General features: G+C 60.3%; 21 protein-coding genes and 1 riboswitch. Of the genes, 9 read left to right on the top strand and 12 right to left on the bottom strand.

The annotated features are described in order from the left end of the window. Positions 1-21: 21 nt before the first annotated feature. Together rsrA and ACX80D_RS02960 are read right to left on the bottom strand one after the other, a co-directional pair. Positions 22-282 (bottom strand): mycothiol system anti-sigma-R factor, encoded by a 261-nt coding sequence (gene rsrA, locus ACX80D_RS02965; protein ID WP_459321111.1) that lies wholly within the window; start codon positions 280-282, stop codon positions 22-24. 2 nt (positions 283-284) lie between these two features. Beyond that, positions 285-977: a sigma-70 family RNA polymerase sigma factor gene (locus ACX80D_RS02960; protein WP_459321109.1), complete on the bottom strand. Its 693-nt coding sequence runs from the start codon at positions 975-977 to the stop codon at positions 285-287. Positions 978-1,251: 274 nt separating this feature from the next. Here ACX80D_RS02960 and ACX80D_RS02955 point away from each other — a divergent pair, with 274 nt between their 5' ends. The 5 genes from ACX80D_RS02955 to ACX80D_RS02935 all read left to right on the top strand — a co-directional run bounded on the left by ACX80D_RS02955 (position 1,252) and on the right by ACX80D_RS02935 (position 7,052). Further along, positions 1,252-1,767 carry a DoxX family protein gene (locus ACX80D_RS02955; RefSeq protein WP_459321149.1) on the top strand — a complete coding sequence of 172 codons (516 nt, stop codon included), beginning with the start codon at positions 1,252-1,254 and terminating at the stop codon, positions 1,765-1,767. A 6-nt stretch (positions 1,768-1,773) separates the two neighbouring features. Beyond that, on the top strand, positions 1,774-3,123 hold the full coding sequence (gene aroA / locus ACX80D_RS02950; protein WP_459321108.1) for a 3-phosphoshikimate 1-carboxyvinyltransferase: 1,350 nt from the start codon (positions 1,774-1,776) through the stop codon (positions 3,121-3,123). 3 nt (positions 3,124-3,126) lie between these two features. Beyond that, on the top strand, positions 3,127-4,245 hold the full coding sequence (gene rsgA / locus ACX80D_RS02945) for a ribosome small subunit-dependent GTPase A (protein ID WP_459321106.1): 1,119 nt from the start codon (positions 3,127-3,129) through the stop codon (positions 4,243-4,245). A gap of 262 nt (positions 4,246-4,507) precedes the next feature. Beyond that, positions 4,508-5,323 (top strand): histidinol-phosphatase, encoded by an 816-nt coding sequence (gene hisN / locus ACX80D_RS02940; RefSeq protein ID WP_459321104.1) that lies wholly within the window; start codon positions 4,508-4,510, stop codon positions 5,321-5,323. A 158-nt stretch (positions 5,324-5,481) separates the two neighbouring features. Then, positions 5,482-5,595: riboswitch (SAM riboswitch) on the top strand. Positions 5,596-5,639: 44 nt separating this feature from the next. Next, a complete protein-coding gene (locus tag ACX80D_RS02935; protein WP_459321103.1) occupies positions 5,640-7,052 on the top strand; it encodes an aminotransferase class V-fold PLP-dependent enzyme in 1,413 nt (470 codons plus the stop codon). On the opposite strand, the gene ACX80D_RS02930 is transcribed toward ACX80D_RS02935, so the two are convergent. From ACX80D_RS02930 to ACX80D_RS02905, 6 genes are all read right to left on the bottom strand, one after another. Next, positions 6,989-8,131 (bottom strand): Gfo/Idh/MocA family protein, encoded by a 1,143-nt coding sequence (locus ACX80D_RS02930; protein ID WP_459321102.1) that lies wholly within the window; start codon positions 8,129-8,131, stop codon positions 6,989-6,991. The genes ACX80D_RS02935 and ACX80D_RS02930 overlap by 64 nt on opposite strands. Positions 8,132-8,166: 35 nt before the next feature. Further along, positions 8,167-9,186, bottom strand: a complete 1,020-nt coding sequence (locus ACX80D_RS02925; protein ID WP_459321100.1) for a LacI family DNA-binding transcriptional regulator — start codon at positions 9,184-9,186, stop codon at positions 8,167-8,169. A gap of 42 nt (positions 9,187-9,228) precedes the next feature. After that, the gene (locus ACX80D_RS02920; protein ID WP_459321099.1) at positions 9,229-10,686 is read right to left on the bottom strand and encodes a GH1 family beta-glucosidase; all 1,458 of its coding nucleotides are present in this window, start codon (positions 10,684-10,686) and stop codon (positions 9,229-9,231) included. Next, positions 10,686-11,585, bottom strand: a complete 900-nt coding sequence (locus ACX80D_RS02915) for a carbohydrate ABC transporter permease (RefSeq protein WP_459321097.1) — start codon at positions 11,583-11,585, stop codon at positions 10,686-10,688. Before ACX80D_RS02915 ends, ACX80D_RS02920 begins: the two co-directional genes overlap by 1 nt. Next, on the bottom strand, positions 11,582-12,721 hold the full coding sequence (locus tag ACX80D_RS02910; RefSeq protein ID WP_459321096.1) for a carbohydrate ABC transporter permease: 1,140 nt from the start codon (positions 12,719-12,721) through the stop codon (positions 11,582-11,584). The genes ACX80D_RS02915 and ACX80D_RS02910 overlap by 4 nt, the downstream gene beginning before the upstream one ends. 61 nt (positions 12,722-12,782) lie before the next feature. Further along, complete coding sequence (locus tag ACX80D_RS02905) at positions 12,783-14,111, bottom strand: ABC transporter substrate-binding protein (RefSeq protein ID WP_459321095.1); 1,329 nt, start codon at positions 14,109-14,111, stop codon at positions 12,783-12,785. A gap of 384 nt (positions 14,112-14,495) precedes the next feature. Here ACX80D_RS02905 and ACX80D_RS02900 point away from each other — a divergent pair, with 384 nt between their 5' ends. From ACX80D_RS02900 to ACX80D_RS02890, 3 genes are all read left to right on the top strand, one after another. Beyond that, complete coding sequence (locus tag ACX80D_RS02900; RefSeq protein WP_459321093.1) at positions 14,496-15,266, top strand: class I SAM-dependent methyltransferase; 771 nt, start codon at positions 14,496-14,498, stop codon at positions 15,264-15,266. A gap of 146 nt (positions 15,267-15,412) precedes the next feature. After that, positions 15,413-16,663 (top strand): Nramp family divalent metal transporter, encoded by a 1,251-nt coding sequence (locus tag ACX80D_RS02895; protein ID WP_459321091.1) that lies wholly within the window; start codon positions 15,413-15,415, stop codon positions 16,661-16,663. A gap of 17 nt (positions 16,664-16,680) precedes the next feature. After that, positions 16,681-17,433 (top strand): metal-dependent transcriptional regulator, encoded by a 753-nt coding sequence (locus ACX80D_RS02890; RefSeq protein ID WP_459321090.1) that lies wholly within the window; start codon positions 16,681-16,683, stop codon positions 17,431-17,433. Between the two features lie 25 nt (positions 17,434-17,458). Here ACX80D_RS02890 and ACX80D_RS02885 read toward each other — a convergent pair whose 3' ends face one another. From ACX80D_RS02885 to ACX80D_RS02870, 4 genes are all read right to left on the bottom strand, one after another. Next, a complete protein-coding gene (locus ACX80D_RS02885; RefSeq protein WP_459321089.1) occupies positions 17,459-20,458 on the bottom strand; it encodes a hypothetical protein in 3,000 nt (999 codons plus the stop codon). 87 nt (positions 20,459-20,545) lie between these two features. Further along, the gene (locus ACX80D_RS02880) at positions 20,546-21,010 is read right to left on the bottom strand and encodes a YrdB family protein (protein WP_459321087.1); all 465 of its coding nucleotides are present in this window, start codon (positions 21,008-21,010) and stop codon (positions 20,546-20,548) included. A 14-nt stretch (positions 21,011-21,024) separates the two neighbouring features. Further along, complete coding sequence (locus tag ACX80D_RS02875; protein ID WP_459321085.1) at positions 21,025-22,683, bottom strand: AMP-binding protein; 1,659 nt, start codon at positions 22,681-22,683, stop codon at positions 21,025-21,027. Positions 22,684-22,759: 76 nt separating this feature from the next. Beyond that, complete coding sequence (locus ACX80D_RS02870; RefSeq protein ID WP_062287035.1) at positions 22,760-23,059, bottom strand: DUF4193 domain-containing protein; 300 nt, start codon at positions 23,057-23,059, stop codon at positions 22,760-22,762. Between the two features lie 168 nt (positions 23,060-23,227). On the opposite strand from ACX80D_RS02870, the gene ACX80D_RS02865 reads away from it, so the two are divergent. Beyond that, entirely contained in the window at positions 23,228-23,755 is a 528-nt protein-coding gene (locus ACX80D_RS02865; RefSeq protein ID WP_459321084.1) for a hypothetical protein, read from the top strand. The last annotated feature ends 41 nt before the right edge of the window (positions 23,756-23,796 follow it).

The following is a 23,796-nucleotide window of genomic DNA, read 5'->3' as shown; positions in this document are numbered from 1 at the left end:
AAGGCACGTTCCGCAAGACTGCTATACGGCGGCCGGGCGTCCTTCATGCAGGCGCGCCAAGATGGCTTCCTTGAGGGTTTCCGGGGCAGCTTCCTTACAGGAGCGCTTCACCACGGAGCGGATGACGCACTCCAGATCGTACTCTTGAGTGCAGTCAGCGCAATCGTCCAGGTGGGCCTTGATCTCGCCAAGGTCATCGCGGGACAGCGCACCGTCGAGGTATTCATAAATTCTTACGATGCGTTGGTCGTCGCAATCGCCAAGGCTTTGACAGTCGCCCATGGTTATTTCTCCGTATCAGTTAGTTGGTCGGCATCCTTGAGGTAGCCGCGCTCCACGGCATAGTCAGCCAACATGTCACGCAAAAGCTTGCGTCCCCGGTGCAACCGCGACATCACAGTTCCAATGGGGGTGTTCATAATTTCTGAGATTTCCTTGTAGGCAAATCCCTCTACATCTGCAAAGTAGACGGCCAACCGGAATTCCTCCGGAATAGCCTGCAATGCTTTCTTGACATCAGAGTCAGGCAGGTGATCCAAGGCGTCGGCTTCCGCCGAACGCAACCCCTTGGAGGTGTGCGATTCCGCCCGTGCCAGTTGCCAGTCCTCGACGCTGTCTGCATTGGACTGCAGGGGCTCGCGCTGTCGCTTGCGGTACAAGTTGATGTACGTATTGGTCAGGATCCGGTACAGCCACGCCTTGAGGTTGGTACCCGGCTTGTACTGGTGAAACGCAGAAAAAGCCTTGGTGTAAGCCTCCTGTACCAGATCCTCGGCATCCGAGGGATTCCGGGCCATACGCATAGCGGCCGAATACAGCTGGTCAACATACACCATGGCGTCGCGCTCAAAACGTGCGCGCCTTGCTTCAGGGGTCTCATTGGCAACATCAACATCGGCAACGTCCGTGCTCACCACTACGGGCGCGCTTTGCGGAACGGTGCTGACGGTTTGCTCAGGCTCGGAAGTGTTCATCATGTTCGAGTCTATGCTTACACGCAGTAACACGTCAGTTACTGGAGGCGCCAAAGTATTTAGTGTCTGCATTGCCGCCTTTCCGATCATGATTTTTCTCAACTGGCGGCCCCAACAGAAGCCGCCACTAATGATGTAAACCGGGTAACGGCGTGGGATATTCCGCAATGACCGCATCGGCGGTTCCAGTCGTGGGAGACTGGTACACAGCATGAGCCTTCTGTGGGCCGGCCCGGGCCGCCCATGGATGGCTGTCCGCACCATGAAGGAGGCCTCCTTGTCCATTATTCGCGCTCTTGCCCGCCCTATGCTGGCATCATCGTTCATCTTTTCCGGTCTGGATCGGCTGCGCCACGCAGATGCGACCGCAGCTCAGCTGGCGCCTGTCTTGGGTCCGCTCAGCGCCGCCCTGCCAGTGGAAGCCAGTGAGAAGAATCTTGCCCGCATCCTTGCCGGCGCCCAGGTGGGGGCCGGCGTCCTGCTGGCTGCCGGCAAGTTTTCCCGGCCAGCCGCCGTCGTGCTTGCGCTGACTGCCGGGCTGAACACGGTGGTGGAGTATCGCAATGCGAACACCGACACCAAGGAAAACCGCTCGCACCGCCGCAATCAGCTGACCAAGAGCATTGGCCTGATTGGTGGCGTCCTGCTGGCCAGCGTGGATACCGAGGGCCGTCCGGGACTGGCGTGGCGCACCGAAAAGCTGCTCGCGAGCGGCAAAAAGAGTGCCAAGACTCAATTCAAAAATGCGGACAAGCAGGTCCGTGCGCTTGCCCACGACGTGACAGGACAGTAAATATTCATGACCACCGCCCATTGGCCCGCACCGTTTAGCGCAACACCCCTGGACGCCACCGTCACCATTCCGGCCTCCAAATCGCTGACCAACAGGTATCTTGTTCTAGCCGCCATCGCCAAGGGTGAATCTCGCCTCCGCGCACCGCTGCAGTCGCGTGACTCCGATCTGATGATCGGCGCCTTGCGTGCCTTGGGCGCTGGCATCACTGAGGTTCCCGGCAGCGGGGACGTTCCGGATTTGGTGGTCACCCCCATCCCCGCCGATTTCACCGCGCCCAACGGCGGCATCGTGGTGGACTGCGGGCTGGCTGGCACGGTCATGCGCTTTGTTCCGCCGCTGGCGGCCTTGGTGTCCGGCGCTGTAAAGTTCGACGGCGACCCGGCAGCTTTGGTGCGTCCCATGGCTCCCATTGTGGCCGGGTTGGCAGGGCTCGGGGTACGGGTCGAGGACGGTGAGGATGGCTTCTTGCCGTTCACCGTCCACGGCACCGGCGTTGTTAATGGTGGGCATGTCCAGATTGATGCCGGAGGTTCCTCGCAGTTCATTTCTGCCATGCTGCTAGTGGCCCCGCGTTTAAACGCAGCACTGCACCTGGAGCATATTGGTGACTCGGTTCCCAGCGTGGACCACATTTCCATGACCGTTGAAATCCTGCGCTCTATGGGCGTTTCCGTGGACGATTCCACCCCCAATCATTGGATCGTAGAGCCCGCTATTCTTGCTGGTTTTGATGTTTCCCTTGAGCAGGATCTGTCCAATGCTGGACCGTTCTTGGCGGCCGCATTGGCCACCCGGGGTACTGTGCGTATCCCTAACTGGCCCACCAAAACCACTCAGGTGGGTGATAAGTGGCGTGAAATTCTTCCCCAGTTCGGCGCCACCGTGACTCTCGAGGACGGCGTGCTGACGGTGACCGGCGGCGCTGAGATCCGTGGCGTGGATATTTCCGACACCTCTGAGCTGGCACCCTCCACGGCGGCTCTCTGCGCACTGGCGTCAACGCCGTCGCGCCTTCGTGGCATCGCACACCTGCGCGGGCATGAGACCGACCGTCTCGCTGCCCTAGTTGCCGAGATCAACGCTTTGGGCGGCAACGCTGAGGAAACAGAAGACGGCCTCATCATTAACCCCGCTCCCCTGCGCGCTGGCGTGTTCCACAGTTACCACGACCACCGGATGGCCACAGCCGGCGCCATCATTGGCCTGGCAGTAGAAGGTATTGAAGTGGAAAACATTGGCACCACAGCCAAAACCATGCCCGATTTTCCGGCGATGTGGGCGGCGATGGTGGCCCAAACAGCCGAACCATCAGCCAGCATCGCGCACCTTGCGGCGGCTGAAACCGAGGCATAGAACATGGCAAGGGATTACAGCAACTGGGACGAATCCGATGTCCGCGTCCGGGCGAACAAGAAGGGCAGCCGTCCGCGCACCAAAGATAGGCCCGCCCATGATGATGCCGTCATTGGTCGGATCATCACGGTGGACCGCGGCCGCTACACGGCAATCGTGGATGAGGACCAACCCACGCAGCGCATCCTCATTGCGGCTCGGGCTAGGGAATTACGCCGCAATCCAGTGGTTGCTGGAGACTTCGTGGCGCTCGTGGGCGATACCACCGGCAACCCTGATTCTCTGGCCCGGCTGGTCAGGGTGGAAGAACGCCGCACCTTGTTGCGGCGCAGCGCCGATGACACCGATCCCGTGGAGCGGGCCGTCGTAGCCAACGCAGACCAATTGGTTATTGTGGTGGCCGCCGCCAACCCGGAACCGCGCACCGGCTTCATCGACCGCGCGCTCGTGGCCGCTTACGATTCCGGCATCGCGCCACTGTTGTTGATCACCAAGACCGACATCAAGGACCCGACCGAACTGCTGGCCAACTACGAACACCTGGACATGACAGTCATCATCAGCCGAACTGCTGCAGATGGCGCCTCCGGTATCGACGCCCGCAGTGATGACGGCGATTCAGCCCTCTTGGCCGGCGGCGCCGTAGAACAGCTCCATGGCTATTTGGACGGCAAGGTCAGCGTTCTAGTGGGCCACTCCGGAGTGGGCAAGTCCACCATGGTCAACGCCCTGACCGGATCGCAGCGTGCCACGGGCGGCGTCAATGCCGTCACCGGCCGGGGACGCCACACCTCCTCCTCGGCACTGGCACTGAAGCTGCAGGATTCCCAGCCCGGCTCGTGGATCATTGACACCCCCGGTATCCGCTCCTTCGGTCTGGCCCACGTTGATCCCGACAGGATCTTGCAGGCCTTCCCCGATCTGCAGCCCGGCACCGATGATTGCGAACGCGGCTGCAAGCACGACACTGCCGCGGTCAACTGCGGTGTAGACACTTACGTTGCCGCCGGGCACGCTGGTGCATCCGGACCGGCTCGGCTTGCCTCGTTGCGCCGCCTCCTGGGCACCAGCGACCGCACCGAAGGCCGGGCCGCCGAGAAGGAACTGGGCATCATCGAGTAGGACCCGGTAATCCCGCATCCTGGCGGTTTGGCTTGATTAACCTGGCCTGATTCACCCCCTCTGCACGCCCGCTCCGCACTCATACGCACCACTGAGGCCAAGTGGTGCGTATGAGCACCTAGACGCACCACTCACCTCGAGTGGTGCGTATGCGTGCAGGGCGCCGGTGGCTATACGCGCCACTGGAGTCCAGTGGTGCGTATACGTCCCTGAAAGTGGCGTCATGGCAGGGATTAGAACTAAACCGCGATAGCGTAAACGTATGATGACCCCACCCCAGACGTACAACGATGACCTCCGCCTGGCCCACGTGCTGGCAGACAGCGTGGATTCCCTGACCATGTCCCGCTTCAAGGCGCTGGATTTGGCCATTGAGACCAAGCCGGACCTGACCCCTGTCACCGATGCCGACAAGGCCGCCGAGGAGTCTATTCGTGGCCAGCTGTCCCGGGTCCGCCCGCGTGATGCCGTGCTGGGCGAGGAGTTCGGCAGCAGTGGCCACGGTTCGCGCCGCTGGATCATCGACCCCATCGACGGGACCAAGAACTTTGTCCGTGGCGTTCCTGTTTGGGCCACGCTAATCGCACTGGTGGACGACGGCGTTCCCGTCGTTGGGCTAGTCAGCGCACCTGCCCTGGGCAAACGTTGGTGGGCGGCACAGGGAACAGGCGCGTACATGGGCAAATCCCTCGCAGCAGCCACCCGCATCCGCGTCTCCAATGTCGCCGAGCTCAAAGACGCCTCGCTATCCTATTCATCGCTCACCGGCTGGAAGGAGCGCGGCAACCGCGACGAGTTCATCTCCCTCACCGACGATGTCTGGCGCACTCGGGCCTACGGCGATTTCTGGTCGTACTGCATGGTTGCCGAGGGCAGCGTCGACATTGCCTGCGAACCCGAATTAAACCTTTACGACATGGCGGCTCTGGTCCCGATCGTGCAGGAAGCCGGCGGCCGCTTCACCTCACTCGAAGGCGCCGAAGGCCCCTTCGGCGGCAACGCATTGGCCACCAATTCCATCTTGCACACGGAAGTTCTGCGGCGTCTGAACCCGAATTGGGATGACCTGCTGGGTTAGTCCCCACCCCTTCCCAGCAAGAAGCACAGATGAGTTAAGAACGACGGCGGCCTCCCGCCGTCGTTCTTTTTCTCCCCTGCCGCCGTGGTAGCCAAGCTAAGAGAAACGAAACGTAATAGATGCACCAGTAAAAATCTTGGGCTACTCTTTGGGGCATAGGTCACGAGTGCCAGCGCTAAACCCCGGTTTGCTGGCCGGCAACCCTCCTTTCGCGGCGGGGTGCCCCGGGTGACGACCTGGCCAAAGCCGTTCGGCTCTGGCAAGCGCGGACTTCTTGGCACCCCCAAAAGGTCCCAAGGTGTAAAAGGAATTTCTCATGAGCTCTGCCGTCTTGGACCACATCCAACTTGCCGACGCGCCCCTGTTACCCGTGGTGGGTCAGGACCTGGCCGCTCCGCTAATCCAGGGCGGGCAGGTGCGGTACGCAAACCTTGACTACGCAGCGTCGGCCCCGGCCGTTGAAGAAGTGGCAGTGCATCTGAACGAGGTTTTGCCGTATTACGCGAGCGTTCACCGCGGGGCCGGCTTCGCCTCGCAAGTGAGCACCTCGGTGTATGAAAATGCCCGCAAAATCGTGGCCCAGTTTGTTGGCGCCCGGGCGGATGACACCGTCATTTTCACCCGCAACACCACCGATTCGCTGAACCTTTTGGCTGGCTGCGTGGAATCGCTCCTGAAGCGGCGCGGCTACGCCGAGGGCCGTTCCAACGTCCACGGCGAGGTGCTGTATCTGGACATTGAACACCACGCCAACCTGCTGCCCTGGCAGGCACTCCCCCACCGTTCCGTAGTGGCCGCCAGTTCCATCGCATCCACTCTGGCCCGCGTGGAAACGCAGCTCCGCGCCGGAAACGTGCTGCTCCTAGCTGTCACCGGCGCCTCCAATGTCACCGGTGAGGTGCTCCCCATCGCGGAACTGGCCACTCTTGCGCACCAATATGGTGCCCGGATCGTGGTTGATGCCGCCCAGCTGGCTCCACACCGCCGCATTAACCTGGCCGATACCGGAATTGACTACGTGGCCTTCTCCGGTCACAAGTTGTACGCCCCCTTCGGCGCGGGCGTTCTGGTGGGTCGCCCTGATTGGCTCGACGCTGGCCACCCGCACCTCGCTGGCGGCGGGGCTGTGAAGGATGTCCGGCTCGAATCGATCATTTGGGCGCAAGGCCCGGCCCGCCACGAAGGCGGCACTCCCAACGTGCTGGGCGCTGCAACCCTCGCCAAAGCGGCCTCGGTACTGTCCGCTTTGGACCCCGATGACTGGCACCATCACGAGCAGAGCCTGCGCACCCATCTGGTGGCAGGGCTCAACGAGATCGACGGCGTCACGGTCCACTCGCTGTTCCAGGACGCGCACACGCACCCGGAGTGCGGGAGCATCGGCGTCGTCAATTTCTCGGTTACCGGGTACGACGCCGGACTGGTCGCCGCTTATCTCTCCGCCGAGCATGGCGTTGGGGTCCGTGACGGAAAATTCTGTGCCCACCCATTGCTGAACCGTCTGGGCTTGCCGGCCGGTTCGCTACGCGCCAGCTTTGGAGTGGGTTCCCGGCTTGAGGATTCCCGGCGATTGATCGCTGGAGTGGCGGCGTTGTTGCGCGAGGGCCTGGGCTGGGATTACGTGGTGGATGCCGGGCGCTGGGTCCCGGCGAGCGATGATCGCAGCTACCCGCAGTGGGCTCCGAATACCCCAGGTACAGCGGGGGCAGCCCCTTGCACAACGGACTGACCCAGCTCCCTCACACCAGACGCTAGCGCAGCCAAGGTGTCACTGGGATAGCGCACGTTCATTTGCAGGCGCGCCTCATCCAACAACCCCATCATGTCCACGGATTCTTGGACAGTCATGAAAGGGCTTTCAAGCAGTCCGGCCTGCAGGCAGCGGCTCACTTCACGAAGTTCGTAGCTAAAGCCGTTCCCAACAACTTCAAAGGTTTCCTTGCGTAGTGTGCCCTGACGGGGCTGGACAATGAGCTCAGCCGGATTGAACAGAGGACCGGAGGACTGTAACCAGCCTTCTGTGCCGCCAACTGTAACGATGCTTGGGCATTCACTTCCGATGGAGGTGATGATGTGCGCGTGCCCGCCGCCGTCGTAGGTCAGGGAGAGTGCATTGTGCAGATCCACACCGTTGGGGGTGAGGGTGCCGCTGGCATGAATACTGTTGGCTTCGCCAAGCATGCCCAGAGCCCAGGTCAGCGGGTATACCGCCAAGTCCAGTAACGCTCCCCCACCGGCGGCCGGATCCCACATTCGGGACGTGGGGTCATAGGCGGGCGCGAATCCCAAATCAGCCTGGGCCCAGCGTGGCTGCCCGATTTCACCCCCGCGCACTATGTCCACGGCGCGGCGGAAGCTGGGGAGAAACCGTGTCCACACAGCTTCCATGAGAAACAACCCGCGGTCCCGTGCCAGATCCGCAAGCTCCCGAGCCTGCGCCGCATCCATGGTGAGGGGCTTCTCGCAGAGGACATGCTTGCCGGCGTTGAGAGCTGCGAGCGCTACCGCGTGATGCTGCACATGTGGAGTGGCAATATAGACGATCTCCACCGCCGGGTCAGCCAGCAGCTGCTCTAAGCCCGAGGCTTCCTCGGAGTCCCAATAGGACGTTAAGAATCCATGGGCTTGGGCGAAATTGCGGGCGGACGTTTCAGACCGGGAGCTGACGGCATGCAAAATGGCGTCCTCCAAGAGTGCAAGGTCCTGCACCACACGCTGGGCAATCGAACCTGTGGCAATCACTCCCCATCGGATAGGACGGCCTGTCGCTGTGGACGGGGAAACGTCACTGGCAGGAATTGTAAGCATAAGGTATCTTTCGAGCGCGACGGTGGATAAAAGAATCAGACGGAATCGCGAACCACAAGTGATGTGTATATCTGGGTCACGCGTTCAGTGGGTTTGCCCTCAATGAGCTTCACGAGGGTCTGGGCCATTTTCTCGCCGAGTTCCTCGATCGGATGGTGCACTGTGGTCAGAGCAGGAGTGACGGATGTGGCGAAGGAATCATCATCAAAGCCGGCAACGGCAATGTCCTCAGGTATACGTAGTCCCCGGCCCTTAATGGCGGAGTAGGCTCCAGCCGCCATTTGGTCGTTGGCTGCGAAAACCGCGTCAATAGGCACACCGCGATCCAGCAACCGGTTCATGGCATTGACACCCGAAAGCAGGGAAAAGTCGCCAAGCTCCTGGAGGTCTTTGCTCAGCCCGGCATCCTGCATGGCCGCGAGCCATCCGGCAAGCCGGTCCACTCCCGGGGGCATGTCCTGCGGCCCGGCGATGGTGGCTATATGCTTTCTGCCACGCTCAGTCAGCAGCCGGCTGATGTTGTACGCCGCCTCCTCGTTGTCGGCCTCCACATAATAACTTTCCTCTCCTCCGACCAGGGGCCGTCCGGCAAACACCATGGGGAGCGATCCTAGAAGTTGCGTCCACGTGCTGTCGCCGCTGTGGTGGGACACCACCAAGATGCCGTCCACATTGCCGCCTAAGAGGAAACTGCGAGTCTTCTCCGGCGTTGATTCCGAGGAGATGACCATATTGAGCGTGTAATCGGTCGTGGCTAAATAGGTGGCTATGCCTTGCACTACCGAAGCGAAGAAGGGATCTGCGAACACTTTCGTCGTGGACTCCGGCACGATCAATGTCACGGCATTCGCACGGCGATTAACGAGGGACCGGGCGGCCCGATTGGGCGTGTAGTCAAGGGTGTTAATTGCCTTCCTCACCACTTCCACCAGTTCCGGCTTCACGCTGGTGCTGCCGTTAACGACGCGGGAAACAGTGGCCCGCGAGACCCCAGACAATTCAGCAACCATCTCAAGGGTGGCGATGGGTCGGGGCCCGCGGGCGTCTTGCATCATGGTGATCTCCGGAATGTCGAAAAGTGTGTTCTAGGGCTTACTCTAGGCGTTGGCAGCGGCGTAGTTGACGGTCTTCGCCGCGGCAATGACTTGAGCATAAGCCAAACCGCTGTCCTTCACCCTCCGCTCAAAGGTGTCATAGTCCACGCGAACCACGCCAAAACGTTTGCCGTAGCCCCATGACCATTCAAAATTGTCCAGCAGCGACCACACAAAGTAGCCACGTACATCCGCTCCCTGTTCGATAGCGTCCCCGACCGAGGCAATGTGGTCGAGGATGAACTGGGTGCGCTCTACGTCGTGAATCGCGCCATCGCTGCTGACGATGTCCTCGTAGGCAGCGCCGTTCTCTGTGATATACAGCGGCGGGAGCGAGGGGTACTCCTCACCGAGCCGGACCAAGAGTTTCCGCAGGCCATCCGGATTGACCTCCCAGTTCATGGCCGTACGCGGCAGGTCACGGCTGGGGAAGGAAATATCTTCCGAACCGATCCAGCACGACGACGTCGGACGGGTTGCGCCGCCCGAGTGGCCGTCGCCGCCCTCATTGAGAGGATGACCGCTGATGAGGTCATCGTGGTAATGGTTGACGCCGAGGAAGTCGATGGGGGCGCTGATGATCTCCAAATCCCCGGGTTGGATGACATTGCGGATGCCGAACTGCTCAAGGTCAGCCAAGGTGTCCTCGGGGTAAGCACCCCGCAGGATCGGGTCGAGGAAGATCCGGTTCTGCAGCGAGTCGAACCGGCGAGCGGCGTCAAGGTCGATCGGATCTTGCGCGTCACGCGGGATCGAGTTGCTGAGGTTGAGCGTGATTCCTAACTGTTGGGCGCCGCGGGCACGGAGCTCATTGACAACTAGTCCGTGAGCTAGGTGCTGGTGGTGGATCGCGGCGACGGCCGCATCCGGCTCTTGCCTACCGGGAGCATGCACACCAGCCGCGTAACCCAAAAGCGAGGAGCAGAATGGTTCGTTGAAGGTGGTCCAGTGCTGAACACGATCACCGAGAGCTGAATAAACGTCGTTGGCGTAGTCCACGAAACGGTAGGCGGTGTCGCGATTCGCCCAGCCGCCCTTTTCCTCAAGAGCCTGTGGCAGGTCCCAGTGGTAGAGGGTCAGCCACGGCAGTATGCCAGCACCGAGGAGTTCGTCCACAAGCCGCGAGTAGAAGTCCAAGCCCTCTGTGTTCGGTCCCTTATCTCCGGGCCGCACACGCGACCAACTCGTCGAGAAGCGGTAGGAGTCCAGACCCAGATCCTTCATGATCGCCACGTCTTGGGGCATCCGGTGATAGTGCTGCACGGCATCTACGAGTGTGTCGCCGTGGGCAATGGCACCTGGCACGCGTGCGAAGGCGTCCCACACGGAGTCTTCCTTACCGCCCTCATGGCTGGCTCCTTCCACCTGCGCGGCCGCTGTGGCCGAGCCCCAGATGAAGCCTTCGGGCCAGCTCCTGGTGGACGGGGTGAGAATGAGGTTAGGTTTTTGATCGAATGGCATTAGCCCTTCACAGCTCCTTGCATGATTCCTGATATAAGTTGACGTCCCGCTACGGCGAAGATCACCAAGAGCGGGAGGGTGGCCAGTACGGCGCCGGCGAGGACAATCGAGTAGTCCACGTAGCGTGCTGACTGCAGCTGACTCAGCGCCGTCTGCAGGGTGGGGTTACCGGCGTCGAGCACTAAGAGGGGCCAGAGGAAGTCCGTCCACGCTGTCATGAAGGTGAACAACCCTAGGATGGCCATGGCGGGCCGTGCTGCGGGTAGCGCTACGTGCCAGAAGGTGGAGATCATGGACGCGCCGTCCATGCGTGCTGATTCGATCAGTTCATCGGGGATGACGTCCACGAGGTACTGCCGCATGAAGAACACGCCGAATGCGGTCACGAGCGTGGGGATGATGACGGCGCCGATCTCGCCTGTCCAGCCCAGCGTACGCATGAGCATGAACAGTGGGATGATGCCCAGCTGTGTCGGGATGGCCATGGTGGCGACGACGGCGACCATCAGACCATTGCGACCGCGGAAACGCAGCTTGGCGAATGAATAACCTGCCAGGGTTGAGAAGGTAACCACCGAGACGGTGATGATGCCGGAGATCAGCACGCTGTTGCCAAGGGCCAGCCAGAAGGGGACGGTGTCGAAGACCTCGCCAACGTTCGTCCAGAAGTTCCCTCCTGGAAACAGCGGTGGCCACGTCTCCCCGAGCGCTTCATTGGACCGGCTGCCAATGACCACGGACCACCAGAGCGGATAGGCGGATGCCAGGAAAAACGCCATCAGCAGCCCGTAGGTCAGAAACCCGGGGCGCCGTCCGTTGCCGAACAGTCTCCTCCGCATGGTCTGGGGCCTAGCATTCGGGACTTGCGCCGGCCGGGGCTTGGTGTTTATAGCAGTCATTGTCCATTCCTCGGGGTGGTGTCTGTTGGTGTTCCGGCCGTCTCCCCGGCGGGCTCGGCTGCCGGAGTCGTAGCAGATGGTGCCGGGGGCTGAGCGCCGACGCTGGGGAGCAAAACGGCGGGTGCCGTGGAGCGCTTGCGACGGAGGCTTCTGGCACTTTTGCCCCGTCCTGGCCCGTCACCTGTGGTGGCGATCTTCCGTGAGATCAGGTAGTTCAAGAGACCGAACAAGATGATGATGAGGAACAACAGCCAGGCGATGGTGGCCGCTTTGCCAAAGTTGCTGCGCTGAAACGCCATTTCCCAGAGGTACAGGACGGTGGTCTGGAATTGCTTGCCGGTTCCGCCTGCCGTCCGCGGATCGTAGAGCTTGGGTTCTGTGAAGATTTGCAGCCCGCCGATCGTGGCGGTGATGACCACAAAGATCATGGTGGGTCGGATACTGGGCAGGGTGATGCTGAAAAAACGGCGGAACGGTCCTGCCCCGTCGATGGCCGAGGATTCGTAGATGTCGCGGGGTACGGCCTGCATGGCGGCTAGGAGGATCAGTGCGTTGTAGCCGGTCCAGCGCCAGTTGACCATCGTGGCGATCGCGATGTGGCTCGGCAGTGTTTCATCCATCCACATGATGCGATCGATCCCGAGGCTTTCCAGGATGTTGTTGATGAGTCCGTACTGCTCACCAAACATGTTCGCGAAGATCAGCGCGACGGCCACAGGTGTGACGATGTATGGGAGCAGGATGCTCATACGCCAGAACGTCTTGGCCCGCAGGTTCTGATCCAGAACGGCAGCGATGAGCAAGGCTACAGCGATTTGCGGGATTGTCGACAGCAGGAAAATGCTCATTGTGTTGAAGAGTGAGTTCCAGAAGAAACGGTCTTGGAGCACTTCTTTAAAATTCTGCAGACCGACGAATTCGCCCTGCCCCTTCAACAGGTGCCAGTCGAAGAGCGAGACGAAAAACGTGTAGCCGAGAGGAAACAGACCCACGACCGCGAAGAGAATGAAGAAAGGTGCGATGTAAAGGTAGGGAGACGCCTTTACATCTAAAACGTTGAGGCGCTGACGGAAAGTCGGTGTTGATTTGCTGTCAGCAGAGCTGTTGGTAGACGGGCGGTTCAATGTCGTGGTCATGACGGTTCCAGACTCAAAGAGGGGGCCTCCGGTTGTCCCGGAGGCCCCGCGGCCAGTGTGGCTAGTTGTTCACAACGAGGTCGTTGAGGAGGGTAATGGCCTCGTCCCACGCTTCGTCGGCACTCCCGGACTTCGTATCCAAGATTTTCAGAGCCGGTGCAAACACGTTCTCCTGGATCACCGAATCCTTCGGGCCCTTGAATTGGGCCACAACACCTTCAGCTCGAGACGCGAAGATAGCACCGTACGGAGCATCGTTGAAGAGCTCGTTGGGAACGGCTGCCTCAACGATCTTGGCTTGTGCGTCCAGTGTGCTCGGGAAGTTGTTCGCGGCGGCGGACTGCTTGACCATCTGCTCAGGAGCGGTCAACCACGCTGCCAGCTTTGCGGCCTCGGCAGGGTGCTCGGAGCTCTCGGGTACGGACAGGAATGCCCCTCCCCAGTTAGAGGCGCCACCGGGGAAGACGTCGGCTACATCCCAGCCGGTCTCGGTGCCGCCACCGGCGGACTCCAGCTGTTCCTTAATGGTGCCAAGCATCCATGCGGGGCAGACATGCACTGCGAAGGAGCCGTCAACGAATGCCTTGCCCTTGCCCCAGTCGAACTGCTTCTGGTTCGCTGACAGGCCATCGGCGGTGCCGCTGGCGAGAAGGTTGAACTGGGCCCGCATCGCTTCGTTGCCTTCGATGTTCAGCTTGCCGTCGGCCGTGTAGTAGCCTTCGTCCATCTGGTTCACCATCGAGTTCCACACAAATGCCGACTGGTCGTACCACGCCTTGCCTGTGGCCTTGTTGTACTTGCGTCCCAGGTCGAAGTAGGTCTCCCACGAGGCGTCGTCGCCGCCGAAGAGCTTCGCTACTTCCTCACGGTCGGTCGGCATGCCGGCTGCTTTGAAGAGTTTACTGTTGAAGCACAGCGCTTGGGGGCCGATGTCGGTGCCGTAGCCAATCACACGGCCGTCGGGGTCAGTTCCCTGCTTGAACTTCCAGTCGACCCAGTTGTCTTTGATGTCCGCGGCACCGTACTCGTTGAGATCCACGAACTTATCTGAGACCTCCATGATCGAACCGAGCCAGCCCTCTTCGACAGCCACTACATCGCTCAGACCTGATCCCGCTGCAAGCTTCGTGAACGCATCGACACGGGCATTGGCGCTGCCATCGATATTGTTGGCCTTGACGGTCACGCCGGGGTTCTGCTTCTCGTACTCGGCATACAGATCGTCGTAACCGAATTGGCCGAATGTGGTGACGGTCAAGGTGACGGGATTTTCAGAGCTGGCGGCTTCGTTCCCTCCGCCGCCACCATCTCCGCCACAGCCAGCAACGGCGAAGGCTAGGGACGCCACCCCAAGAATCGCGGTGATTTTCTTAGTTCGTGAGAATTTCATGAGTACTCCTTTGTCTGTGTTCCACTCTCACGAATAGTTTGTGAGAGCGCTCTCTTGAATATCCATGAGCTTAGGTGACGCCAATCACAGATGTCAAGAGAGCGCTCTCTCAATTTTTACTTCCGCGTGGTGAGCGTCTTAGAAAGTAGTGACCGTCGCTAGATGGGACCCAAAAGCGAGATCCGTTTACAGCAACTGCTCGGGAGATTTCTCCCCACGCTGAAGGTCATGCCTAACTCCCTCAAAGAGAACAACTAGGGCTCCCTAGATGCGCCCGGCAACGACAGAGGCAACGACTGAGGCAACGTCAGAGGCAACGTCAGGGCTGCTACCTCGGGGACGGTAAAGTTGAACCGCATTATCGGGACAACATTCAGGAGCACCATGGCAGGCACCGGCGGTCCGGTCTTTGACGCGCAGCGGCGCCAGCAGATGGCCACGGCTTTCCTCGAAGGCGGGGATCACTACCACAAGGTTCGCCCAGGCTACCCGGGCGAGTCACTGGACTGGCTCACAGCATTGAGCCCCCGCCCCATTCAGGACGCCGTGGACATTGGGGCCGGCACCGGCAAGTACACGCAGCTTTTGGCTGCGCACCCATGGAAGATCACCGCTGTAGACCCTTCCGCCGACATGCTGAACCAACTGCTCGCGGAATTGCCTCAGGTCACCACCATGGTAGGCACTGCAGAAAATATCGAGCTGCCGGATGGGTCTAAGGATCTAGCTGTGGTTGCCCAAGCCTGGCACTGGTGCGATCCGCTCGCCGCGAGCACCGAGATCGCTCGGGTCCTGCGGCCCGGCGGCATACTTGGACTGGTCTGGAACCAGCTCGACATCGGACTTCCCTGGGTTCACCGTCTGGCACGGATCATGCATGCCGGTGACGTTCACAAACCGGATTTTCGGCCCACCGTCGGGCCGGAATTCACGGCAGTGGAACCGCATCAGGCCCAGTGGGCGCAGCAGCTAACGCCAGAAGGGATCATGGAGCTAGCCAAGTCGCGCAGCTACTACCTCACAGCAAATGAGCAGATCCGGGCCAATGTCATGAACAATCTGAGCTGGTATCTCTTCGAGCATTTGGGCCACACTCCCGGCGAGACTATGGAACTGCCGTACACGTCCCAAACGTGGCGCGCCAAGAAGCTCTAGAGAGTCAAGAAGCGCTAGATAAACAAGCAACGCCGCCATAGTAGAGCAAGGAATCAATACTCACACCCACTCGACAACGCCAACCACGCACCCTATGATTTCGGTATGCCTAAATATGTAACGTAGGCGTATCGAAAGGTACCGATTTGCTCGACACCGCCAAGACCAAGGCCCAACGTAGACCTCGCGGTGGCCTGTTGTTGCTACTGGGGCCTGCCTTCGTAGCGGCCATCGCCTACGTGGATCCCGGCAACGTAGCCGCCAATCTCACCTCCGGCGCCAGTTACGGCTATCTGCTGGTGTGGGTGCTGGTCGCAGCCAACATCATGGCCATGTTGATCCAGTATCAATCCGCCAAGCTCGGCGTAGTGACGGGTAAATCGCTCCCGCAGCATCTCGGCGAACGCTACAAAACCACCCCGCGCCGGCTCTACTGGGTACAGGCCGAGCTCGTAGCCATGGCGACCGACCTCGCCGAAGTGGTGGGCGGCGCCATAGCCCTGTACTTGCTGTTTCAGATACCTCTGCCGATCGGCGGACTGATCGTGGGCATCGCCTCCATGGCCCTATTGACCGTTCAGAACCGGCGAGGACAGCGGCACTTTGAAACCGTCATCATCTTCTTTCTGGTCATTATCACCATCGGATTCCTGGCCGGGCTCGTGCTCAGCCCGCCGGATCCAGCTGGCATCGCTGGCGGCCTGATCCCGCGGTTCGACGGCGCCAACAGCGTCCTGCTGGCCGCCGGCATGCTCGGTGCCACCGTCATGCCGCACGCCATCTACCTCCACTCACAGCTGGCCAGGGACCGCCACCCCGACGCACGCAACACCCCCGAAAAACTCAAGCGCATCATCAAGGCCACACGCATAGATGTGGTGTTGGCCTTAATCTTGGCAGGAGCAGTCAACATCGGCATGCTTCTACTGGCAGCCTCAACGCTGAGTGGAGTTTCTGGAACCGACAGCATCGAAGGTGCCCACGCGGCAATTGTGGACAGCTTAGGTCCGGTGATCGGCGTCGTATTTGCCGTAGGACTACTAGCCTCAGGGCTGGCCTCCACATCGGTGGGAGCCTATGCCGGATCCGCCATCATGGGCGGACTACTGAAGGTTCGGATACCCTTGCAAATCCGGCGCATGGTGGGCTTGATTCCGGCCATCATCTTGCTCTCGGTGGGTGTTGACCCCACTTGGGCGTTGATCGTGAGCCAGATCGTGCTTAGTTTCGGCATCCCGTTCGCGCTCATCCCCCTCCTGCGACTGACCGCCAATAAGGACCTCATGGGCGTCCATCGCGACGGTCTCCCGCTGCGGTTGACGGCGCTGCTGAGCGTGGTCCTCATCGTCGCCCTGAACGTAGTGCTGCTATGGCTGACGTTCACCGGCCAGACCTAACAGGTAGTGTTGAGGACGTGAAAACAACTGCCACTTCTTCCAGCATCGAAGACTACGTCAAGGTCATCTATGCCTACACCGAATGGCAAGATAAGCCCATCACGTCCTCGGTGCTGGCTACCAGGCTCGGCGTGGCCAACTCCTCGGTCTCGGAAATGGTGCGCAAGCTCAAGGATCAGGGTTTGGTGGACCACCAGCCCTACAGCCCCATCCATCTGACTCCTGCGGGCCTAGCTTTGGCCTTGGCCATGGTGCGCCGGCACCGGCTCTTGGAGACCTACCTGGTGCAGGAGCTGGACTACACCTGGGATGAGGTTCATGACGAAGCGGAGCAGTTGGAGCACGCCGTCTCGGAGCACTTCATCGAGCGCATGAGCGCCAAACTTGGCCACCCGGTGCGCGACCCCCACGGGGACCCTATTCCCGACTCTCAGGGCCGGATCACCATGGCCCCGTCCCACCGGCTCGATGAGCTGGATCCCGGTCACACCGGGCGCATCAGCCGCATCAGTGACCACGATCCGGAGCTGTTGCGTCACCTGGAGTCGTTGGGTATTGGCTTGGACACCCAGCTGACGGTATTGGGCCGGCCGCGCTTCGGTGCCGGGCTGCAGGTACGTCTTGAGAGCTCAACGTACGACGCCGGTCCCAAGACTTTGGGCGATGAGGTCGCCGCCTCGCTCTGGTTGGCCTCGGTAGGAAGCCATAGCGAATGTTCAGTACAGGATCTCACCGGCGGCTCCCTCATGAGCCCCCATTCAAAGCACTAAAGCGCAGTTACTTCTTTCACGTCTCTCACGTTTCGCCGTGGGTTGTGGGTTCGTTCATTCTTGCCAGCAGTTCAGTCATTGCCGCCGGATAGGCACGGCTGGCGGGATAGTCGCTGTGGGTGGCAAGTTTGAGGAGGTACGACGATGTGTCTAGTTCATCGGCCCCGCGGTCGATGTCATTTTGCTTGTAGGAATTTATCGGGAAGCCCAGATAATCGGTGCGGCGCCACAGGTTAATCCACCGGGGTACGCCACTTTCCGATTTCCCGAGGATTTGAGCTAGCGTCCAAGCATCATCGGCCACACCCAGCTGCGGCTTCATTGAAGACTCTGGCGAAGGTTCGGAAAAGTCCTTGTTCAACTGCTTGTTCCACGGGTCTACGGAGCACAGTGAGGAGCCAAAACTCCCTGCGGTCCCCAATACCTCAGGACCGAAAAGTTCTGGGAAGAACCTGCCAAAGTAGGCTCTGAGCTGGCAGCCGTAGGTCAACAGCCCAATTCTTTGTGAATCCTTCCCTTCTGCCGCACGGGCAAACAAACACGCTACTATCAACACCGCGCCCAGGCTATGGGCGGAGATGACCACGTTGCGTGCTGCGACTCCAATAGGCGGAGCATCAAGCCAATCATCGATCCTGGCAGATAATTCAGGGACCACACGCTCGGCATAGCAGGGCGGGCCAAAGGGATGTGCGGCGTTGGGCAGAAAACTCATCAGGTCCCATAACAACCCAAGAGGCCGTATCGTCGTGGACGTGGCACCCACAGCAAATCCACCCACCAATAAAATGGCTAGAAGTCCTAGGGTCGTGGCTGGCACCCGTTGCGTCCAAAAGAGGACAGCCTCGGAGCTGGCTTGCGGTTGGTACGCTCCAAGGAAACTCCACGCCAGTGAGCCCACCAGAGCCAACAAGAATGTTCCGGCAAGCCAGCCAAGAGCTGGCTCAACACGGTGGAGCAGCCCCGCATTCCGTCGACCTTTCAATACCAGATGAGTCACATTGCCCAGTGGAGAACGTAAAGCGGCCGGGCGGCCATCCTCATAGTCGTTGGCCGAGACGCCTGCTATGGGCATCGAGTTTGGCGTTGGGGTACTGAGCACAACTGGTTTCCGCCATATCTGCCGCAACACGGCACAACCCAGTACTGCACCCACCACCGTCACGGTGAAGAGTATGGCGAGGCCGAAGTGGTCATAGATGGGGACCTCCTTCACCGTGGGGGCAACCAATGCCTCTGGCAAGTCCGCCCCGTTGACTGCCCGCCAGTCGGCGGGCTTTCCGGTCCCGCCTGCCAGGGAGAGATTTCCGCTCAGGAAGTTGGCAGTCCCCACCACCAGGGCACTGCTCAGCCCTAGGGCAAAACCCAAGGCAAGAATCATGATGACTCCCGGGCCCATGCCTTGCCAACCTTCGTTGGGAATTGATACCTCACGCCGTTTCCGGAGAACATGAACGGCTAAGCAGATCAGCAGTCCTGCTGAAGCGCTATATAGGACCCAGCCAAGGTAGTCATCGTCCGAAGGTGTCTGTGGTGTCAACATCGCTCGTCCACCGATAAAGCCTGCAACAGCTCCCCCAAAGATCAAAAGCGACAGAATACTTCCTGCCCCGCGCCGCCACCCGAGGCCGGCAATAGATAAACCGAGCATCACCAGTATCAAGAGGCTCGGCGTCCAGACAACACCCAAAAACTGTGGCGCCACCGCTACAGAGCTCGGCACAGTCGCGGTATTTTTAGGATCGATCCACATCAATATGCCGTTCACCACGCCGAGTGCCGCTGCCCCAGACAGCAATGTCACAGCCCACATTAGCTCGACGCTTCTCGTCCCACTGGAGCCTGAGATCTTTGGGTTGTGAACATCGGCATTGCCAGTAACACTAACCAAGACTCGGCAGGTAACGGTGGCCAAAATGGCCAAGGAAAATATCAGGACTACCAAGGCCCAGGGTCGTGCAGAAAAAGCAGACACGGCATCTGCGGCTTGGCCCCCGGTGGGGGTGCCCTGATTGAATCCGGCCCCACACAATGGGCCAAAGAAGGTAGATATTTCGCGGCACTCCAAAACCGTAGAATACAGGGCATCCCAGGCGAGCATGGCGGTCATCAAGGCACCGGCCCCGGCGAGGTGAAGCTGTTCGGTAGCTCGCGGCATGGTCGGGCTGTACCAAAAGCCCTCGGTTTTAAGAATCGGACGGCTGGGCGTTGAGTTCTCGGCCGATGCCGTGGTGCCCGATGCCGTGGTGCCAGAAGGCGTAGTGCCCGAAGGCAAGGTGCCGTTTTCCTGGTGTGCGGCCACATTGGCTGAGTAGCGCACGCGTCCCAAAACTGAAAGAGCATAGATCGTCAGCAGCATCACTAGAGGCAAAAGGGCCAGAATCATGTTTCGCTGCAATTGTTCAAGAGCTGTCAGTCCGTTGAAAATGCCTGGGAGCGTGGAGCAAATTCGCTCTTTTTGCACGCATTGATTTCCAAGGAGATCTACACTTGCGGCCGTGGCGGTTGCCACCAGAAGCAGGGTCAAAAAAAGTCCAAAGATTCGCACCAATCCACCGCCATGCGCATCACGCCAACCTCGTCCCTCCCCTGATTCGGCGCCGTCTCCTGTTGAACCGGGCTTCTCGGCCAGCGGGCGCATCCAGTAGGCAGCATTGCACAGAGCGAAGGGAAGCATCATCAGCCACCCCACACTGCGAATAACAGCAGCAGCCTTACCCATCAGGTTGGCTCCGGGCACCGGCGCGAACCTGGCCATGGCTCCCCACGAATATGCCTCGCGGCGCACATTGACCGGCACCTCGCTGCCATGCTGGGGTGGCATACCACTGCTGGTATCAGGTCTTTGAGGAATCCAAAACGAACCAAGGTTGTCACCGGCCACCATGATGGCATCGGCTTCGGCAACGCCCAAGACGTCCCAAGGCGGCGTGTTTCTGACACCATGAATTCGCAGTTCAAGAATATGAGGCTCATTCACTACGCCATCACCGGTGCCCGCAGGAGTGATCGGTTCCTCGCTCATGGCCATCCCCTCTGAGAAAGCAGCCCCCGCAGGGAGTAGCTGATTTTACACCCGAGGATTCGCTAGGGCATAGAGGAGAACCGAGATTCAGCGAGCTTGCCGGGCCCTATAGTGTGAGGCAACAAAATATCCCGCAGAAAAAACAGCCATCAGAGTCCCCCACAGAGTGGCCCCGGCAGCAAAGAGGGCCACGGCTGCGAGCAAGAATAGCCCTAGGGCAACTGCGGCCGCAATTGCTGGTTTGAGGCGCCGTTCGCTGCGTGGCGCCAAAAAGACTCCCCATGCAACCACCAAAACGGCCGGGATGCCAATGCCCAGAACTAGGTGCCAGGGACTGTCTTGCCGGAATCCCCAGTACACAAAAGCGGCCAGCATGGCTACTTCCAGGACAAATCCAAGCGTGGCTAAGCCCGCGGCCACCACCGGTTCCTTCTTTACCGCGACCCTAGCCGCGGCCACGGATCGCCGTCCCGCCTGACCCCCAGCAACCGGGTGCGTTGAGGCTGCGGCCTGCTGCTGCGCCGTTGACTCTACAGTTGTGCCGTTGTCCATTCCCGTCCCGTTCCCTAACCCTGATCCGTCATGGCTGCACGGTCCTTGCGCAACACAAAGCGCTGGACCTTACCGCTGGGCGTTTTGGGAAGTTCGGCCACAAAATGAATGCGCCGCGGGTAGGCGTGGGCAGCAAATTTGGTCTTCACCAATTGCTGCAGCTCAACGGCCAACTCATCTGTTGCAGCTTCCGGATCATTGAGCACCACAAACGCTTCCAATACCTCGCCACGCATTTCATCCGGCGTACCAATCACCGCTGATTCAGAGACGGCCGGGTGAGTTACCAGCACCGATTCCACGTCGAACGGGCCTATCCGGTAGCCAGCCATGATGATGACGTCGTCATCGCGCGAGGAGAAGTAGATGAAACCTTCAGAGTCGCGTCGGCCGGCGTCGCCGGTGACGTACCAGACGCCGTCGGCCGTGTAACGTTCAGCAGTTTTCTTTGGCGCATCAACATAGGAGGTGAACCACATGAAGGGGCTCTGCGCCACCTTGATCGCCACACGCCCGGATTCAAGGTCAGGCGCCGGAGCGTCGGCCTCATTGGACAACACCTCAACGCTCCACCCTGGCAGCGCGCGCCCCATCGAGCCGGGCCGCAACGGTTCGCGGAGCCCATCAGCCCATGCGTTGCCAGCCACCATGCCGTGTTCGGTCTGGCCGTAGTGGTCGCGGACCTCAACACCTAGGGCATCGCGGCCCCACTCAATCACGTCCGGGGTGAGAGGTTCGCCAGCGCTCGATGCCCGGCGCAAGGTGTGCCCCTGGCCAGGGGCAGAGCCCGCTCGCAAGGACCGGTACACCGTGGGTGCCGCAGCAAAGTTCGTCACCGCAAATTTATCCATCACGGACCACACCAAAGTGGCGTCGAATCCGGCGGTCAGCAGCAGCGAACGTTGCCCGGCTGCCATCGGGGCCAGCAGGGCGTAATAGAGCCCGTAGGCCCAGCCAGGATCAGCCATGTTCCAATAAACGTCGGACTCACGGACATCCAGGCCGAATTCCAGGTAGCCCACAAAGGAGGCCACAGCCCGCAGCGGAATCGGCACACCCTTGGGTGAGCCAGTGGTTCCGGATGTGAACAACTGCACCAGAGGCCCGGCCCCACCCACGGCGACGGATCCGGCGTCGTAGGTGTCAGTCAACGGGGGCAGAGAAGCGTAGGCCCCTGTCCCGGCCACCATCTCGGCCAGAGAATGGTCGTAGCCAAAAGCTTCCCCGCGGGCCACAATGACGGGTCGGGAAGCATCGGTTGGCGTCTCGCCAGGAGGGGTCAGCTTGCGGCGCTGGTTAGCATCACAAATCACCAAGCGGGCACCACTGGCCTGCAGCCGGAAGTCAATGGCGTCATGTGCGAAGGCGGTGAACAGCGGAACATTCACCGCGCCGAGGCGCCAGATCCCGAGCAGCGCAATGACCAGTTCAGCGGATTTGCTCATGAGGGTGGCCACGTGGTCGCCGGGGGTGACGCCGAGGGAAGACAAAGCAGCGGCGAACCGCAGGGATTTCTCCCGCAGCTCGCCGTAGCTGATGTCTACCGAATCAAGGGAGGCATCGATGACCGTAAAAGCGGTGCGCTGAGCCGGGTGCTTGTCGCACAACAGCTCGGCGGCGTTAGCATTGGGGCCATCGAAGGCCCTCAACAATTCCTGCACACGATCGGTCATGATTCGCACCAAGCTTCCCTCTAAGTCCGCCATAAAGTACAGCGCCTCAGCAAAGGCCCTGCATAGCGAGCGTACTTTAGCCTTCGCAGTCCTTGCAGAAGAACATGCCGTTCTTTTCGCGGGCGACCTGGCTGCGGTGGCGAACCAAGAAGCAGGAAGAGCAGGTGAACTCGTCATCCTGTGCGGGAATGACCTGTACTACCAACTCTTCGTTGGAGAGGTCGGCGCCGGGCAGATCCATGCCTTCAGCCGTGTCTGAATCTTCGACGTCAATATGTGCCGTCTGTGCACCGCCACGCTGAACCTGGAGCGCCTGAAGCGACTCTGTCTCGTGGTCTTCGTCCTTGTTGCGGGGTGCGTCGTAATCCGTTGCCATGCGGTTTTCAAACTCCTGAGGTACTCGTGGTAATGGCGGGGTGTTTCAGCGCCCCATACTAGCCCTAGAATGCGGGAGGTGCGCCCTATATTCCCTGATGTTTTCCCACAGCATAGGGGACGACAGGGAAATTTGGTGTATTCTCGGCAAATTTATTCCAAATGTTGCATGCCGATGCTCCCGATTGTGGCCATTCTCACCACCGCCGCGCGGCTTCAGCGGCTGTCCGCGGACCATCTTTTGGCCTCCGTTGGCCCTCTGGAATCGCCACTGTGCGCGCTTCGCCCTATTCTTGATAGAACCATGGCAAACAACTTCTCCTCACACTCATCGCTCAACCGTCGGCAAGTGGCCCAGGCCCTGAATATTCCGCCGGAAATGGCTGCCCGCAACGGCATTCCCTCACGCATGAGTTCCGCCGAGGTTGCCGCTATCGACGCCAACCCGCCCGCGTGGTTGGCCCAGTCCCGTGCCAACGCCACCGGCAAGCGCCCCATCTGGGTAGACCTGCGCTGCTACCTCTGCGATTTCCTCGAGGTGGCACGTCCCAAGAAGTGGTGGCCAGAGTTCACCTACGTGATCTGTGACTTCCACGAGAATTCCGAGCTGCCTGATCCACAGGCTGGCTGGCGCCGCAGCGAGTACGACGGCGTGGGCTCGCGTTTCCGTGGCATCGTCGACACCCAAGATGACTAACCAAGCAACGGCCGCTGCTCGGGAGTTCACTGCAGAGGTAC

The organism is Arthrobacter sp. Sr24 (assembly GCF_054511175.1).
This window is presented reverse-complemented; position numbering and strand designations above follow the sequence as displayed.

Bases quoted from the DNA above. Each gene is read 5' to 3' on its own strand.
- ACX80D_RS02905 (WP_459321095.1), bottom strand. From the start codon at position 14,111: ATGAAATTCTCACGAACTAAGAAAATCACCGCGATTCTTGGGGTGGCG.
- rsrA (WP_459321111.1), bottom strand. From the start codon at position 282: ATGGGCGACTGTCAAAGCCTTGGCGATTGCGACGACCAACGCATCGTA.
- ACX80D_RS02925 (WP_459321100.1), bottom strand. From the start codon at position 9,186: ATGATGCAAGACGCCCGCGGGCCCCGACCCATCGCCACCCTTGAGATG.
- ACX80D_RS02870 (WP_062287035.1), bottom strand. From the start codon at position 23,059: ATGGCAACGGATTACGACGCACCCCGCAACAAGGACGAAGACCACGAG.
- ACX80D_RS02930 (WP_459321102.1), bottom strand. From the start codon at position 8,131: ATGCTTACAATTCCTGCCAGTGACGTTTCCCCGTCCACAGCGACAGGC.
- ACX80D_RS02915 (WP_459321097.1), bottom strand. From the start codon at position 11,585: ATGACTGCTATAAACACCAAGCCCCGGCCGGCGCAAGTCCCGAATGCT.
- ACX80D_RS02935 (WP_459321103.1), top strand. From the start codon at position 5,640: ATGAGCTCTGCCGTCTTGGACCACATCCAACTTGCCGACGCGCCCCTG.
- ACX80D_RS02885 (WP_459321089.1), bottom strand. From the start codon at position 20,458: ATGAGCGAGGAACCGATCACTCCTGCGGGCACCGGTGATGGCGTAGTG.
- ACX80D_RS02920 (WP_459321099.1), bottom strand. From the start codon at position 10,686: ATGCCATTCGATCAAAAACCTAACCTCATTCTCACCCCGTCCACCAGG.
- ACX80D_RS02900 (WP_459321093.1), top strand. From the start codon at position 14,496: ATGGCAGGCACCGGCGGTCCGGTCTTTGACGCGCAGCGGCGCCAGCAG.
- ACX80D_RS02910 (WP_459321096.1), bottom strand. From the start codon at position 12,721: ATGACCACGACATTGAACCGCCCGTCTACCAACAGCTCTGCTGACAGC.
- rsgA (WP_459321106.1), top strand. From the start codon at position 3,127: ATGGCAAGGGATTACAGCAACTGGGACGAATCCGATGTCCGCGTCCGG.
- ACX80D_RS02960 (WP_459321109.1), bottom strand. From the start codon at position 977: ATGATGAACACTTCCGAGCCTGAGCAAACCGTCAGCACCGTTCCGCAA.
- ACX80D_RS02875 (WP_459321085.1), bottom strand. From the start codon at position 22,683: ATGACCGATCGTGTGCAGGAATTGTTGAGGGCCTTCGATGGCCCCAAT.
- hisN (WP_459321104.1), top strand. From the start codon at position 4,508: ATGATGACCCCACCCCAGACGTACAACGATGACCTCCGCCTGGCCCAC.
- ACX80D_RS02865 (WP_459321084.1), top strand. From the start codon at position 23,228: ATGCCGATGCTCCCGATTGTGGCCATTCTCACCACCGCCGCGCGGCTT.
- aroA (WP_459321108.1), top strand. From the start codon at position 1,774: ATGACCACCGCCCATTGGCCCGCACCGTTTAGCGCAACACCCCTGGAC.
- ACX80D_RS02880 (WP_459321087.1), bottom strand. From the start codon at position 21,010: ATGGACAACGGCACAACTGTAGAGTCAACGGCGCAGCAGCAGGCCGCA.